Source organism: Amycolatopsis sp. CA-211722, from assembly GCF_056828465.1.
In genome coordinates, this window is the sequence record NZ_CP184752.1 from 5,584,679 (window position 1) to 5,599,345 (window position 14,667).

General features: G+C 71.4%; 15 protein-coding genes and 1 pseudogene. 6 read left to right on the top strand and 10 right to left on the bottom strand.

Annotated features, from left to right (window positions below; translation table 11 throughout):
• The first annotated feature begins 93 nt into the window (after nucleotides 1-93).
• From ACOCEP_RS26590 to ACOCEP_RS26615, 6 genes are read left to right on the top strand one after another with little or no spacing between them, the layout of a single operon-like run.
• On the top strand, nucleotides 94-1,458 hold the full coding sequence (locus ACOCEP_RS26590) for an aldehyde dehydrogenase family protein (RefSeq protein WP_482331729.1): 1,365 nt from the start codon (nucleotides 94-96) through the stop codon (nucleotides 1,456-1,458).
• Complete coding sequence (locus ACOCEP_RS26595) at nucleotides 1,458-2,501, top strand: FUSC family protein (protein ID WP_482331730.1); 1,044 nt, start codon at nucleotides 1,458-1,460, stop codon at nucleotides 2,499-2,501. The genes ACOCEP_RS26590 and ACOCEP_RS26595 overlap by 1 nt, the downstream gene beginning before the upstream one ends.
• Nucleotides 2,502-2,529: 28 nt before the next feature.
• The gene (locus ACOCEP_RS26600; protein WP_482331731.1) at nucleotides 2,530-3,585 is read left to right on the top strand and encodes an NAD-dependent epimerase/dehydratase family protein; all 1,056 of its coding nucleotides are present in this window, start codon (nucleotides 2,530-2,532) and stop codon (nucleotides 3,583-3,585) included.
• Complete coding sequence (locus ACOCEP_RS26605; protein WP_482331732.1) at nucleotides 3,582-4,391, top strand: nucleotidyltransferase family protein; 810 nt, start codon at nucleotides 3,582-3,584, stop codon at nucleotides 4,389-4,391. The genes ACOCEP_RS26600 and ACOCEP_RS26605 overlap by 4 nt, the downstream gene beginning before the upstream one ends.
• Complete coding sequence (locus ACOCEP_RS26610; RefSeq protein ID WP_482331733.1) at nucleotides 4,388-5,125, top strand: metallophosphoesterase family protein; 738 nt, start codon at nucleotides 4,388-4,390, stop codon at nucleotides 5,123-5,125. The genes ACOCEP_RS26605 and ACOCEP_RS26610 overlap by 4 nt, the downstream gene beginning before the upstream one ends.
• Nucleotides 5,122-5,793, top strand: coding sequence for a phosphate signaling complex PhoU family protein (locus tag ACOCEP_RS26615; RefSeq protein ID WP_482331734.1), 672 nt, complete (start codon nucleotides 5,122-5,124; stop codon nucleotides 5,791-5,793). Before ACOCEP_RS26610 ends, ACOCEP_RS26615 begins: the two co-directional genes overlap by 4 nt.
• Before the next feature lie 380 nt (nucleotides 5,794-6,173).
• Here the strand turns inward: ACOCEP_RS26615 and ACOCEP_RS26620 are convergent.
• From ACOCEP_RS26620 to ACOCEP_RS26665, 10 genes and pseudogenes are all read right to left on the bottom strand, one after another.
• Nucleotides 6,174-6,272 (bottom strand): annotated as a pseudogene (locus ACOCEP_RS26620) (hemerythrin domain-containing protein); the annotation flags it as partial.
• 33 nt (nucleotides 6,273-6,305) lie between these two features.
• Entirely contained in the window at nucleotides 6,306-6,980 is a 675-nt protein-coding gene (locus tag ACOCEP_RS26625; protein ID WP_482331735.1) for a DUF6766 family protein, read from the bottom strand.
• A gap of 97 nt (nucleotides 6,981-7,077) precedes the next feature.
• Nucleotides 7,078-7,458: a hypothetical protein gene (locus ACOCEP_RS26630; RefSeq protein ID WP_482331737.1), complete on the bottom strand. Its 381-nt coding sequence runs from the start codon at nucleotides 7,456-7,458 to the stop codon at nucleotides 7,078-7,080.
• A 36-nt stretch (nucleotides 7,459-7,494) separates the two neighbouring features.
• Nucleotides 7,495-8,106, bottom strand: a complete 612-nt coding sequence (locus ACOCEP_RS26635) for a flavodoxin family protein (protein ID WP_192745011.1) — start codon at nucleotides 8,104-8,106, stop codon at nucleotides 7,495-7,497.
• Nucleotides 8,103-9,410, bottom strand: coding sequence for a UDP-glucose dehydrogenase family protein (locus tag ACOCEP_RS26640; protein ID WP_482331739.1), 1,308 nt, complete (start codon nucleotides 9,408-9,410; stop codon nucleotides 8,103-8,105). The genes ACOCEP_RS26635 and ACOCEP_RS26640 overlap by 4 nt, the downstream gene beginning before the upstream one ends.
• Complete coding sequence (locus tag ACOCEP_RS26645; protein WP_482339830.1) at nucleotides 9,403-10,347, bottom strand: glycosyltransferase family 9 protein; 945 nt, start codon at nucleotides 10,345-10,347, stop codon at nucleotides 9,403-9,405. Before ACOCEP_RS26645 ends, ACOCEP_RS26640 begins: the two co-directional genes overlap by 8 nt.
• Nucleotides 10,338-11,024 (bottom strand): SDR family oxidoreductase, encoded by a 687-nt coding sequence (locus tag ACOCEP_RS26650; RefSeq protein ID WP_482339831.1) that lies wholly within the window; start codon nucleotides 11,022-11,024, stop codon nucleotides 10,338-10,340. The genes ACOCEP_RS26645 and ACOCEP_RS26650 overlap by 10 nt, the downstream gene beginning before the upstream one ends.
• Nucleotides 11,024-12,382, bottom strand: coding sequence for a PfkB family carbohydrate kinase (locus ACOCEP_RS26655; protein WP_482331740.1), 1,359 nt, complete (start codon nucleotides 12,380-12,382; stop codon nucleotides 11,024-11,026). Before ACOCEP_RS26655 ends, ACOCEP_RS26650 begins: the two co-directional genes overlap by 1 nt.
• The gene (locus ACOCEP_RS26660) at nucleotides 12,379-12,942 is read right to left on the bottom strand and encodes a D-sedoheptulose-7-phosphate isomerase (protein ID WP_482331741.1); all 564 of its coding nucleotides are present in this window, start codon (nucleotides 12,940-12,942) and stop codon (nucleotides 12,379-12,381) included. The genes ACOCEP_RS26655 and ACOCEP_RS26660 overlap by 4 nt, the downstream gene beginning before the upstream one ends.
• On the bottom strand, nucleotides 12,939-14,579 hold the full coding sequence (locus ACOCEP_RS26665) for a carbamoyltransferase family protein (protein WP_482331742.1): 1,641 nt from the start codon (nucleotides 14,577-14,579) through the stop codon (nucleotides 12,939-12,941). The genes ACOCEP_RS26660 and ACOCEP_RS26665 overlap by 4 nt, the downstream gene beginning before the upstream one ends.
• Between the last annotated feature and the right edge of the window lie 88 nt (nucleotides 14,580-14,667).

Sequence of the window (14,667 nt, forward strand, 5' to 3'; positions counted from 1 at the left end):
CCCGGGTGCCAGAGCCGCAAACTCCGGGTGTCCCGGCACTGTTTCGGCGAAACGACACCGGGTAACCGGGCAGGAGACTTCGAGGAGGTGCGAATGACGACGGTGGACCGGCCTGCCGTACTGGAGATCCGTGACCCCGCCGACGGCAGGCTCGTCGGGAGCGTCACGGCGGCGACCCCCGGCGGTGTCGCGGCGGCGATCGCCACGGCGAAGCGGCGGGCCCCGGGCTGGGCCGCCACACCGGCGGCCGACCGCGGGATCGCGCTGAAGGACGCGGCCAGGGCACTCCGGGAGCGGGCGGGCGAACTCGCCGTCCTCATCGAGAGCGAGACCGGGAAGCCCCGGGGCGAGGCCGAAGAAGGTGTCCTCGCCGGAGCCGGAACCCTGGAGCAGTACGCCGAACTGGGCCCGGTGCACCGTGGACGGTCCTTGCTGGGCGATCCGTCGGCCACCGATCTGATGGTGCCCGAACCGCGGGGCGTGGTCGTGGCGCTGACCCCGTGGAACGACCCGGTCGCCGTGGCCTGCGGGCTGCTGGGTGCCGCGGTGGTCACGGGGAACACGGTGGTGCACAAGCCGAGTGAGCGCTGCCCGCACACCGGCACCTGGCTGGGGAACGTGCTGGCGGAGGCGCTGCCTGAGGGAGTGCTGCAAACCGTTCAGGGTGACGGCAGCGTCGGCGCCGAACTCGCGGCCCACGCGGACGTCGACGTCGTCGCGCATGTCGGCAGTACCGTCGCGGGGCGTTCGATCGCGGCGAGCGCGGCGAAGACCGGCGCCAAGGCGTTGCTGGAGAACGGCGGCAACGATCCGCTCGTCGTCGACGCCGGCGTGGATCCGGTTTGGGCGGCCGCTCAGGCGGCGACCGGGGCCTTCGCGAACTCAGGGCAGATCTGTGTCGCGGTCGAGCGGATCCTGGTGCACCAGGACGTCGCGGAAGCCTTCCTCACCGCGCTGGTCGCCGAGGCGGGCCATCGCGAACTGGCCCCGCTCGTCGATCGGCGTCACCGCGACGGGGTGCACGCCCAGGTCGCGGAGGCGATCGCGCAGGGTGCCGATCCGCTCGTCGGCGGTACCGTGCCGGACGGCCCGGGCGCCTTCTACCCGGCGACCGTCCTCACCGGATGTACCTCCGGGATGCGGATTCTCCGCGAGGAGACGTTCGGCCCGGTCGCGCCCGTGACCGTGGTCGCGGACTTCGAGCAGGCGCTCGGTCAGGCGGCCGACGGCGAGTACGGGCTCGCCGCCACGGTCCTGACCCCGTCTATGGCGCACGCGCAGCGGGCCTGGCGCGAACTCCCGGTCGGGACCGTGAAGATCAACAACGTCTTCGGCGGCGCGCCCGGCGGAGCCGCCCATCCGCGGGGTGCCAGCGGCAGTGGTTACGGCTACGGGCCGGAGCTGCTCGACGAGATGACGCAGACGAAGGTCGTCCACCTGGCGCCCCCGGGGCCGTGATGGACGCCCGGCCCCGATGGACGGCGCCGTTCGCCTGGACCGCCCGGGCGTTCCGGGTCCCGGGCGAGGAACGCCGGAGTCTCATCCAGACCACCAAGGCCGCCGCCGCGGCGGTGATCGCGTGGATCGTCGCCACGGCCGTGTTGCGGCTGCCGCAACCCTTTCTGGCGCCGTACGCGGCGGTGTTCCTGGTGCAGGCCACCGTCTACCGCTCCCTGCGTGGCTGGGCCCAGCAGGTCGGGGCCGTCAGCGTGGGGGTGCTGCTCGCGGCGGGTGCCGGGCAGCTCGTCCCCTCGGTGACGGTGGCGCTCGGGCTGGTCATCTTCGTCGGGCTGCTGATCGGCTCATGGCGCGGTTTCGGCGATTCGGGGGTATGGGTCGGGATCACCGGCATGCTGCTGATCTCCTACGGCAACGCGACCGAACCCGTCCTGCTCGCCGACCGGCTGCTGGAAACGGCGCTGGGGGCGGGGATCGGCGCGATCCTCAACGCGGTGATCCTGCCCCCGCTGCACGGCCAGCGGCTGCGGGAGGCGACCTCCCGGCTGGCCGCGGCGATCGCCGAAGTCCTCGACGAGACCGCGGAACTGGTCCGCGGTGGCGAGTCGGCCGATGGCCTCGACGACCGGCTTCAGGACGTCCGCAGCCTGGCCGCGGAGGCGGAGGACGCGATCGGCTGGACCCGCGAGGGCCGGTATCTGAACCTGCGCGGACGGCGTGACGGCGAGGAGCCCTTGTCGAACCTCGTCTCCCTGTGGCAGCCGCTCGCCCAGCTGATCGATGCCGTGAGCGAGGCCGCCCGGCGGGATCAGCCGTTCCGGCATCCCGGCGAACACGCGCGCGGGGTCGTCGGCGACCTGCTCGAAGCACTCGCCGAGGTGGCCCGGTCGGGTGACCCGGACAAGCTCGACCGGTGCCGCAGGCTGCTCGACGAGATCGACCACCTGCTCGTCACACCCACCGACGAGGTCACCACGTCGATCGGCCTCGGGGCGATGGCGCTGCCCGCTCGCCGTCTCGTGCAGCGGCTCCGCGCCGATTAGGCCGGGGCGACCGCGGGTAACCGTACCCATGAGCAGCAGTGGCAAACGGATCGTGGTCACCGGCGCCACCGGCAACGTCGGGACGGCGGTGGTGCGCGCGCTGGGTGCGGACCCCGAGGTCGGCTCGATCGTCGGGCTGGCGAGGCGGCCCAGCCGCTGGGAGAGCCCGAAAACCGAGTTCGTCACCGCAGACGTCGCCCGCGACGACCTGCGGGCCGTGTTCGACGGCGCCGACGTGGTGATCCACCTGGCCTGGCTCTTCCAGCCCACCCATCGGCCCGAGGTCACCTGGCAGGCCAACGTGCTGGGTTCGATCAGGGTGTTCGAAGCCGCGCAGGCGATGCGGGTGCCGTCACTGGTCCACGCGTCGTCGATCGGGGCGTACTCGCCGCGGGACGACGACCACCCGGTGGCCGAGGACTGGCCGACGCACGGCTCGCCCAAGGCGGCGTACACCCGGGAAAAGGCTTATGTGGAACGCGTTCTCGAAGCTTTCGACCGCAGTCACCCGCGGATGAGGGTGGTGCGCGTGCGCCCGGGATTCCTGTTCCAGAAGGCCGCGGCGCCCGAACAACGCCGTCTCTTCGGCGGACCGTTCGTGCCCGGCAAGCTCGTGCGGCCGTCGCTCGTGCCGATCCTTCCGGACATCCCGCAGCTGAGGATCCAGACCGCGCATACCGAGGATGTGGCCGACGCCTACCGCCGCTGCGCGCTCCAGGACGTCAAGGGCGCCTTCAACGTCGCCGCCGACCCGGTACTGGACACTCGCGCGCTGGCCCGGATCTTCGGTGCCAAACCGGTGAAGGTCCCGGCTCCCTTGGTCCGGCGCGCGCTCGCCGCGGCCTGGACGCTGCACCTGATCCCGGCCACCCCGGGGCTCTTCGAAGCGGTACTGCATCTCCCGGTCATGGACTGCACGCGCGCCAGGGAAGAGCTGGGCTGGACGCCCCGACACTCGTCGGAGGACGCGATCGAAGCGTTCCTCAACGGGCTGCGGGAGGGCGAGGGATTCCCGACCGAACCGCTGAAACCGGACGCCGGCCGGTGGCACGAACTGGCCACGGGAGTGGGGGAGCGACCGTGAACGAGAAGGAACTGCTGCACACGCTGACCAGGGTGGTGTCCACTTTGGACGGTACTTCGGTGCGGTTCGCCGTCGCGGGCGGCCTCGCCGTGTACGCGCGGGGCGGACCTCCGTCCGACCACGACGTCGACCTGTTCCTCAAGCACGAGGACATCGAGGAAGCGGCGGAAGCGCTGGAAGCCGCGGGGCTGAGACGGGTTCGTCCGCCGGAGGACTGGCTCACCAAGGTCTACGACGGAGACTGCCTCGTCGATCTCATCTTCCGGCCCAACCACCGGCCGGTCACCGACGAGATGCTCGACCGCGCTTCGCTGATGCGGGTCGGCGCGACCGCCGCGCCCGTGCTCGACGGGACCGATCTGCTCGTCGACAAGACGCTCGTGCTCAGCCCGCACCGCTGCGATTTCGGGCCGCTGCTGCGGATCGCCCGTGACCTCCGCGAGCAGGTCGACTGGCACCGCGTGGCCGAGGAGACCGCCGAATCGCCGTACGCCTGGTCTTTCCTGACCCTGCTCGCGGCACTGTCCATCATCGACGGAAAGGAGCTTCCGATGCCCCAGGAAGCGCCCCAATACCTGGTCGCCAGGCTGACCAAGGCGCTGGCGGAGGATCCGAGGACCGCCGAACTCGGCGTGCACGTCACCGTGCGCGGCGACCAGGTCCGGCTCGGCGGCGAGGTCCCGTGCGCCAACCGCAAGGCCGACATCGAGGCGGTCGTCTGCGAACACATCGCGGCCGAGCTGGTGCACGACGACATCCGGACCGCCGACGTCCGCGAGCCGTCGCACGCCGAGGAGATCCGGTGATCCGGGTCGCCGCGGTCGGGGACGTCCACCTCGGGGAGGACAACCGAGGCCTGCTGCGGCCGGCACTGGACAACATCGCCGAACACGCCGAGGTGCTGCTGCTCGCCGGTGACCTCACCCGGCACGGCAGCGTCGACGAGGCCAGGGTGGTGGCGGACGAGTTCGCCGGGCTCGACGTCCCCGTCGTGGCGGTGCTCGGCAACCACGACTACCACTCGGACGAGGCGGAAGCGGTCAGCGGGCTGCTGGAGGAAAGCGGGATCACCGTTCTGGAGGGTTCGGCCACCACCGTCGACCTGGACGGCGGGAAACTCGGCATCGCCGGGGTGAAAGGCTTCGGCGGCGGTTTCGCGGGCAAATGCGCGAGCCGGTTCGGCGAACGCGAGATGAAGGACTTCGTCGAACACACCATGGCGGCCGCCAAGCGGCTGCGCACCGCGCTGGAGGGGCTCGAACACGAGGCGCCCGACGTGACCGTCGCGTTGACGCATTACTCGCCGATCCCCGGCACCCTGCACGGCGAACCGCCGGAAATCCACCCGTTCCTGGGTTCGTACCTGCTGTGCGAACCGATCGACGACGCCCAGGTGGCGCTCGCCGTGCACGGGCACGCGCACTACGGCAGCGAGCAAGGCGTCAGCCCGGGCGGGGTTCCCGTGCGCAACGTCGCCCAGCCGGTGATCCGCGCGGCGTACGCGACGTACGTGCTCGAACCTGCGAAAGTGCTGACATGAGGGATCGATTCCATGGCCAGCTGAGCGTTCTCGGCGAACTGTTGTCGAGCATGTGCGGGATGGCCTGCGAGGAACTACGTCTCGCGAACCGGGTCTTCCTCGACCGGGACGTCGAAGCCGCCGCCGAACTGGCGGCGGTCGAGGCGAAACTGAACGCGGCACGGACCACCTGTGAGGAGACCGCGCAGAAACTGCTCGCCCTGCAGGCGCCGGTCGCGGGTGACCTGCGGACGGTGCTGGCGGCGGTGTACTGCGCCGACCGGCTGGAGCGGATGGGCGACCTCGCCCAGCACATCGCCGAGCAAGCCGCGCGAGCGCCGGAATTCGCCGTCCCCGACGCACTCGCCGGCCGGTTCGGTGAGATGGCCGGGCTCGTCTGCTCGATGGCGGAAGACCTCGGCGCGGCGATCGAGGGACCGACCGCGGAGGTGTTCCACTCGCTCGCCCGGTCCGACCAGCGGGTCGACGCGCTGTACGAGGAGCTGATGACGCTGGTCACCGAGCCGGGCTGGCCCCATGGCGTCGCGCCGGCGATCTCGGTGGCGCTGCTGGCGCGGTTCTACGAGCGGTTCGCGGACCAGGCGGTTTCCGTGGCGCGGCGGGTGGACTTCGCGCTCACGGGGAAGCTGCCCGAGTCGTCGGTGCGGGACGTGCCGGCGGAGCTTTGAGGTCGCTTCGGTTAGCGCGTGAAGGCCTCCTTCCCTCGGCTCAGCCGAGGGAAGGAGGCCTTCACGCGCTATGGGTCTGCTGGAGCAGCGTCGGTGGCTGAAGGGTTGCGAAAGCCACTTTCGCAACCTTCAACGTTGCGACAGTGGCTTTCGCAACCCTTGTGGTGGGAAACCCTCGTCGGCCCACCTGAGGATGCTTTCGCGCAGGCTGCGGAGCGTGGTGTGTCGCGAAAGCCACTTTCGGGACATCAGACGTCGCGAAAGTGGCTTTCGCGACACCCTTCCCCACCGGAGCCGCCACACCACCGGCAAGACGCAGTGAAGGCCTCCTTCCCTACCTTGAGAGGAGGGAAGGAGGCCTTCACGGAACGCCGGAAAGCTCAGATGGCGCGGTCCGTCAGGGCGTCCCGGATCTTGTCGATGAATGCCGTCCCCGGGGCCAGGATCCGGTTCGCCGGCGGCCGGTCCGGGGCGGCGGGACGCCGCACGGATACCCGTTCCCCGCGATTCATTCACCCGGATTCGTCGGTGACGTGATGCGGCGCGCCCACGGGTTTCGATTCCGGGGAGCCGCGCTGGCGCAGGTACACGCTGAACACCGCCATCGAGCCGATGGCGAGGAATTCCGACTGCCAGTTCTGCAGGGTGCGGTTCCAGAAGTCCGACGACGCCAGATAGCCGAACCACGACTCCGGATCACCGAATTCGGTGAGCTGCTCGGCGTTGTAGGCGCTCATCCCGGCCACGGACTGGGCCAGCCAGGACAGCAGGAACAACCCCAGCATCACCAGTCCGAGTGACATCGAGAAGATCCCCGTGCGCCAGCCGCCCGCTCGCGCCCATTTCGGCGAGTCGGCCGTCGAATGCGGGCCGATCTGCTGCTCCTTGTCCGATTCCAGTCCGGCCCGGCCCGCCGGTTTCGATTCCGGGGAGCCGCGCTGCAGCAGCCACACGGTCGCGAACACGTACAGGAAGAACTGCAGGTACTCCGATTGCCAGTTTTCGGCGACGTCGACGGCGAAATCCGCGGACGTCAGATAGTCGAGCAGGCCGGTCGGTTCGGCCGCGTGGCTGAGCCGCCGGTCGTTGTAGGCGGCGAGGCCCGCGAACGCCTGCCCGCCGAGGCTCAGCAGGAACAGGAGCCCGAACGCCAGAGAGAGGGCGTTGTCCCGGAGAAAGCGCCGCATCTCCGCCTCCTTCACCGATGGAGCAGGCCGAGTAGGACGCAATAGCCGAGCACGGCCACGACGAAGACGAGATAGACGGTGAACACCGGGCGCGCTTTCACGGTCCACCCACCGCGCAGTCGTAGACCTGTTCGTTCCGGTGGTGGCAGCCCGCGCCCGTGATCACCCAGCCGGTGGACGATTCGTGCAGGAAAAGGGTGTCGCGGGCGGTCTTCACCTGGGCTTCTTCGCTCCAGACCGCGACCGTTTCGGGTGTACCGTCCGGGACCTTCGCGCCCGCCAGCCCGCGTTCGCAGCTTTCCGGAGCCCAGGACTCCCGCGCCCGGGGCGCCAGCAGCGCGCACGCCGAGCGGTGATCACCCGACGCGAGCGCGCCGAGGAACCGCGCGGCGGCCTCTTTCACCGGCTCTTGCCCGCTCGCTCCGGTGCAGCCGGCGAGCAGCAGGCACACACCGAACGCCAGCGTCTTGACGATCACGGGAACCGGGTACCCGTTCCCGCTCTCGTTCACACCTCAGGAAGCGGGGTACTGCTTCTCCCGCAGCAGGTTCGCCAAGTGGACGGCGTTGCGCGCGAGGGTCGCGTTCGTCGACGCGACCGCCTCCGGTGTCTCGTCGAGGTCGTTGTAGTCGCCGCCCTTCATCGCCTCGCCGTTCCAATAGGTCCCGCCCTGTGCGGGCACGGTGAAACCGACGTCGTTGAGGGCCTGGAACAGGTCGGCGGTGATCTTGTGCGCTCCGTCCTCGTTGCCGACGACGGCGGTGACACCGACCTTGCCGAACATCGCGGGCCTGCCCTCTTCGTCCGTTTCGGACAGTTCGGCGTCGAGCCGCTCCAGAACGCGCTGGGCCACGCTGGACATGTGGCCGACCCAGGTCGGCGTCGAGATCAGCAGGATGTCGGCGGCTGCGATCTTCCGGCGGATCTCGGGCCAGGCGTCGCCGTCACCCATGTCGCCCTCCACACCGGGTTTGACGTCGTGGTCGACCACGCGCACGAGTTCGCCGGTGGCGCCGTGCCCGGCCAGCTCGTCGAGCAGCTGCTGGGCGATCAGCGCGCTGCTCGACGGCGCGGGGGAGGGTTTGAGCGAGCACACCAGTGCGAGAGCCTTCAACGGCTGGGTCATCCTGTCCTCCTGTTCGGATCGGTACCGAGCCCCGTATGGGTGAAGCCCGCCTCGCCGACGGTCGCCGGGTCCAGGAGATTCCTGGCGTCGACGACGACGGCTCGTTCGGTCGCGGCGGCGAGCCGTTCCCAGTCGAGCTCGCGGAACTCGGGCCACTCGGTGAGCACCACCAGCGCCGCCGCGTCCTTCGCGACCAGGTACGGGTCGTCGACGACCTGGACGGTGTCCGGTTCGACGGTCTCGACGCCGGGGTCGTACGCGGTGAGCACCGCGCCGCTCCTGGCGAGCTCCCGCGCGACCGCGAGCGCGGGAGACTCGCGCAGATCCCCGGTTCCCGCCTTGAACGCCAGCCCGAGCAACCCGATACGGATGCCCGAGAGCGAGCCGTCCGAAACACCGGTGATCGCGCGGCGGATCTTCCGCACGACAGCCGCCCGCTGGCGCGCGTTGGCCTTCATGGCGTCCCGCAGGATGCCGAAGTCGACGCCCGCGTGGTCGGCCGTCCGCAGCAGCGCGGCGGTGTCCTTGGGCAGGCACGAGCCGCCCCAGCCGGGGCCGGGCACGAGGAACGCGGGGCCGATCCGGGAATCGAGTCCCATGAGCCGCCCGACATCGCGGATGTCGGCGCCGTAGTGTTCGCAGAGTTCGGCGAGGACGTTCACATAGGACACTTTCAGCGCCAGGAACGCGTTGCTGGCGTATTTCGCGAGTTCGGCGCTCGCCGGATCGGTGAACCACACCGGCGCGTCGGTCTCGCCGTACAACGCGGCCACCCGTTCGGCGGCCGCCCGGTTCTCCGGAGTCGCGCCGAGGACGATCCGGTCGGGCCGCAGGAAGTCCTCGACGGCGTGCCCCTCGCGGAGGAACTCGGGATTGCTCACCACCGGCAGATCCGGCCCGAGCAGCCCCGCCAGCCGGTTCCCGGTGCCGACCGGGACGGTGGACTTGGTGACGACGGCACAGCCCGGCCGCAGCAGGCCGGGGAGTGTGGCCACGACCTCGTCCAGGACCTGGACGTCGGCGGCGCCGTCCTTTCCCTCCGGAGTGGGCAGGCAGAGCACCACGAAGTCCACATCGGACAGCTCGGCCGCCGTGGCGGTGAACCGGAGCCGTCCGCGGCCGAGGCCGTCCCGGACGAGCTCCGTGAGTCCCGGCTCGACGATCGTGACCTCGCCGCGCCGCAGCGCGTCCACTTTGGACTGATCGTTGTCGACGCAGACCACCTGATGATCCAGGCGTGTGTAGCACGCGGCGCTCGTGAGCCCGACGTAGCCGGCGCCGATCACCCCCACCCGCTCACCCACGGGGAGCCCCCGTCGCCAGCAGGTCTTCGGCCGCGGCGAGGACGCGCTCCGCGCGTAACAGCAGCAGCCCCGGATCGGGTGCCTCGCCGTGCGGATCGCCGACGTCGCCCACCCAGAGGACCGTATGCTGCCGGGCCTCGGGAGGCGGGCCCCAGAGCCGCGGCGGGGTCGGCCCGAACAGCAGGACCGACGGAGTTCCGTACGCCGTCGCGAGATGCCCGACGCCGGTGTCACCGCAGATCACCAGCCGCGCTTCGGCCACGGTCGCGGCCAGTTCGGCGAGCCCGTCACCGGCGAGCACCGCCTCGGCCGGTAGCCCGGCCGCTTCGGCGATCTCGCGGGCGAGCGGTGCTTCCGCAGCGCTTCCCGTGACGACCACCCGGTGACTGCCGGAGAGCGCCCGCGCCACCCGCGCGTACCGGTCCGGCGGCCAGCGCCGGGCGGCGAAGGCGGCGCCGGGATGGACGACCACCGCGCCCGCCGCCGTGCTGGGACCGGGAGGCGGCGGCAGCGCGAGATCGGTGCGGTCGGCCGGGATGCGGGCGGCCTCGAGCAGACGGCACCAGCGGTCCACTTCGTGCGCTTCGGCGGGCCAGTCCGGGCCGTCGACGCCGGGGAAGTCCGGATGCCGGTACGTGATCAGTTCCAGCGGGTCCTGGGCGAGCAGATCGTGGATGCTCTCCGGGCCGCGGCCGTGCAGGTTGACCGCCAGCCGGGGCGGCTCGCCGGGCCAGGACAGCTCACCGAGCCCGGCCGTCGGGAGCAACTCGTCCACCGCGTCGACCAGTTCGACGAGGTCGCGCAGCTTCTCCGGTGCGGCGAGCACCAGGCGTTCGCCGTCGAAGGCGCGGCGCAGTGCCCGCAACGCGGGAACCGCGGTGAGCAGATCCCCCAGGCCGAGGGCGCGCAGCACGAGGATGCCGCCGGTCACGGCCAGGACCCTTCTTCCGAAGCGCACACCACGAGTTCGCGGACCTCGCAGCCGGGCGGCTGGGAGAGGGCGAACACCACCGAAGCCGCCACGTGCTCGGGCTGGTTGAGTTTCGCGTCCGGCGGCGGTTTGTACTGCTCGGCCCGGTCGTCGAAGAACGCCGTGTGCATGCCGCCGGGGACGAGCAGCGTCACCCCGACCCGGCCGGCGAGCTCCATGGCGAGTGCCCTGGTGAACCCGACGACGCCGAATTTCGAGGCGCAGTAGGCGCTCGCGTCCCCGGCCACCCGCAACCCCAGTGTCGACGCGCAGGTCACCACCGTGCCGTGGCTCAGCCGGAGATGGGGCAGCGCCGCGCGGACGACCGCGGCGGTGCCGAGCAGATTGACCCGGACCACGCGTTCCCAGTCCTCTGTGGACACTTCGTCGAGCGCGCCGCACGCGTCGGTCCCCGCCGCGGTGAAGACGCCGTCGATCCCGCCCGCCCGTTCGGCGAGTTCGTCCACGGCGCGCGCCGCGGCGGCGGAATCGGCCAGGTCGGCCTGGGCGAAGGCGACGCCGGACGCCGGTTCGGCGCGGTCGATGACAAGGGGCGTACCACCCGCTTCGCGGACGGCTTCGACGGTCGCGGCACCGAGTCCGGAGGCGCCGCCGGTGATCAGGACGTTGCCGAGAGGGCGCATCATGCTCCTTCCGCCGCGGCCACCAGCCGGGAGGTGGAATAGCCGCGGATGGTCGGGATCAGGACGATCTCGCCGCCGTGCCGGCGCACGACGGCGCTTTCGGGGAGCTCCGTGCCCGCGTAGTCGCCGCCCTTGACCCAGACGTCCGGGCGGAGGCGGTCCAGTACCGCGGCGGGATCGGGTTCGTCGAACACCACGACGGCGTCGACCGAAGCGAGTTCGGTGAGCAGCCTGGCGCGGTCGCGGGCGGTCACGATCGGCCGCCCAGGTCCCTTCAAGCCGCGCACGGAGGCGTCGGAATTGAGGCATACCACCAAGGCGTCGCCCAAGGCGCGCGCCTGCCTCAGCAGACTGGCGTGCCCGGGGTGCAGCAGGTCGAAACAGCCGCCGGTGGCGACGAGCCTGCCGCCCCGCGCGCGGACCCGAGCGGCCACGTCGAACGCCGAATCGCCGTGATGCGCGGTGTCCGGCCGCGGTTCGTTGTCCACAGTGGACAACGTGGCGGCGCCGCCGGTGGCGACGAAGCGCGCCGCCGTCTCGACACCGGCGGCCACCGCGTCGGCGGTGGACGCGCCGTCGAGCAGGGCGGCGGTGACCGCGGACGCGAAGCGGTCACCCGCGCCGCAGGTGTCCTTCGCGACGACGCCCGACGGAGGCCGGAACGTCGTGCAGGAACCGCCCTCGGTCAGCACGGCGCCTTGCGAGCCCGTGGTGACGCAGACCGCGTCGGCCTTCCAGCGCGAGTGCACCTGCTTCGCCAGGTCCTCGGCGTCGGCGCGGGCCTCGGTGAGCTGCTCGGCCTCGGCGAGATTCGGGGTGGCGAGACGGATTCCCGACACGGGCTCGGAGCCGCGGGGATGCGGATCCCAGACGACCGGGATCGTGCCCGCCAGCTCGGTGAGCAGCTCGCGGAGCTCCGGATGGCGGGTCACGCCTCGGCCGTAGTCGGCGACGAGGATCGCCCCGGCCGAGCGCAGCGCTTCACGGACGCTGTCGGTGAGCGGCGAGTGCTCCGCCCTCCCGTCACCGCTGTCGAGACGGACCAGCGACTGCCCGGCGGCGCGGACCCGGGTCTTGGTGACGGTGGTGCCGCACAACGGCATCGGCACCACCCGGACCTCACGCTCCAGAAGCCCGGCCAGGGTCCGGCCGGCCTGGTCGCCGCCCAGCGGGGCGACGAGGACGACCTCGGCGGTGGACCGCGCGGCGAGCAACGCGGCCAGCCCGGCGCCGCCCGGCCGCCGCCATTCGCGGGCGAGGTCGACCACGGGGACCGGCGCGTCCGGGCAGAGCCGGTCCGACGTGCCGTCGACGTCGACGTCCAGCAGGGCGTCGCCCAGGACGACCAGCGGCCTCACGTGGGCACCCCGAGCGCGTCGTCGAACGCGGTGCACAGGGCGTGCACCAGCGCGAGATGGACCTCCTGCACGGTCGCCGTCGACGGTGCCTCCACCGGGATCGCGTCCGAGCACAGCGCGGCGAGCGGATTGGGGGAGGGGCCGGTGATCGCCCAGGTGGTGATGCCGAGTTCGTGCGCGGCCTTGGCGGCCGCGACGACGTTCTGGCTTCCCCCGCTGGTCGACAGGCAGACGAGGATGTCGCCGGGACGGCCGTGCGCGCGCACCTGCCGGGCGAACACCTCGTGCTCGCCGTAGTCGTTGACGATGGCCGTCACGGCGGAGGTGTCCGCGTGCAGGGCGATCGCCGAGAACGGCCGCCGGTCGTTGCGGAACCGGCCCACCAGTTCGCCGGTGAGGTGCTGCGCTTCTGCGGCGCTCCCGCCGTTGCCGCACGCGAGCAGCCGTCCGCCGGACGACAGCACGGTGGCCAGATGCCCACCCCAGTCACGGATCTTCGGTGACCAGGAAGCGGACCTCCCGGCGGCCTCGCTCAACGCCGCGAAGTGCTCTTCGATCACGACACACCTCCAAGACTGGGACGGCGGACCACGAACGGTCCGAGGGCGAGCAGGTCGATGGGGGCCGAACCGAAGCACTCCAGCGCGTCTCGCGGGGAATCGACCATCGGCCTGCCCGCGGTGTTGAGGCTGGTGTTGACCACCGCCGGGAGGCCGGTACGCCGCTCGAACGCGCCGAGCATCCGCGCCACGAGAGGGTCCTCGCCCGCGTCGACGGTCTGTACGCGGGCGGTCCCGTCGACGTGGGTGACGGCGGGGACGCGATCCCGCCATTCCGGCGCGACGTCGTGCACGAAAAGCATGTACGGACTGGGAAGCGGGCCGCGCGAGAAGAGCTCGCCCGCGCGTTCGGCGAGCACCATCGGGGCGACCGGGCGGAACTGTTCGCGGCCCTTGACGTCGTTCAGCCGCTCGAGATTGGCCTCGTGCCCGGGATGCGCGAGCAGTGATCGGTGGCCCAGCGCGCGCGGGCCGAATTCGGATCGGCCCTGGAACCAGGCCACGATCCGGTTTTCGGCCAGCGCTTCGGCGACGGCCTCGGCGACGTCGTCCGGCCGTTCGTAGCGTACGTTCGCGGTCTTGAGCGCGTTCTCCAGCTGGTCGTCCGTCCAGCCGCGGCCCAGATCCACGCCGGTCATCGGGCCTCCGCGTTCGCCGAAGTCGGCCGCGAGCTGCAGGGCCGCGCCGAGCGCGGTCCCGGCGTCACCGGCGGCGGGCTGGACCCAGACACGGTCGAACGGTCCCTCGGCGTGGAGCCGGGTGTTGGCCACGCAGTTGAGTGCGATCCCGCCCGCCATCGCGAGATCGGTGTGCCCGGTGTGGTCGTGGATCTTGGTGGCGAGTTCGAGCAGCACGTCTTCCAGGCAGCGCTGCACGCTCGCGGTCAGGTCGGCGTGGACCTGCCCTGGTTCCCGCCCCGGCTCGACGGCGGGCGCGAACGCGGCCCAGTCGATCTCGTCGGTGCGGAAACCCATCCCGTTGGTGTGCACGCTTTCCGCGATCCGGTCGAGGAACCGGGGCGTGCCGTAGGAGGCCAGCGCCATCACCTTGTACTCGTCGCTGGACCGGGCGAACCCGAGGTGTTCGGTCAGGTCCTCGTACATCAGCCCGAGTGAATGGGGGAGCCGCTGCTCGGCGATCTCCTCGAACTTGCCGTCGCGGTACTCGCCCGCGAGGTAGGAGGTGCTCTCGCCGCGCCCGTCGGCCACCAGTACCGCGCAATCCCCGAACGGCGCGGCGAGCGCGGCCGAGGCGGCGTGCGCGACGTGGTGGCGGACGAACCGGACGGTCGCGGGATCCAGCCCCGGCAAGGCCGCCTTGAGGAACGCGGGAGCCCGGCGGGCGAAGTCGGTGCGGAGGCATTCGTTCTTGCCGTCGTGGCCCGCCAGACCCGGCTCGACGAGCGTCGGATCGTAGGAATAGCCGACGGCGTCGAGATCCTGCGCGGAGATCCCCGCCTCCGCCAGGCACCACGCGGCGGCTTCGGCCGGTTGTTCCCAAGCGGAGAACGGCACCGGCCGCTTGCCGTGCTTGCGGCGGCTGAACCGTTCTTCCTCCGCCGCGGCCACGATCTCGCCGTCGACCACGAGGGCCGCGGCCGGGTCGTGGAAAACGGCGTTGACACCGAGTATGCGCACCGGGACACCTCTCCGGTCGGGGGACGCGGGGCGTGACCCGCGCTTACTCCCGTAGCGCTACCCGGTGCGATCGGCGATAAACGACGCG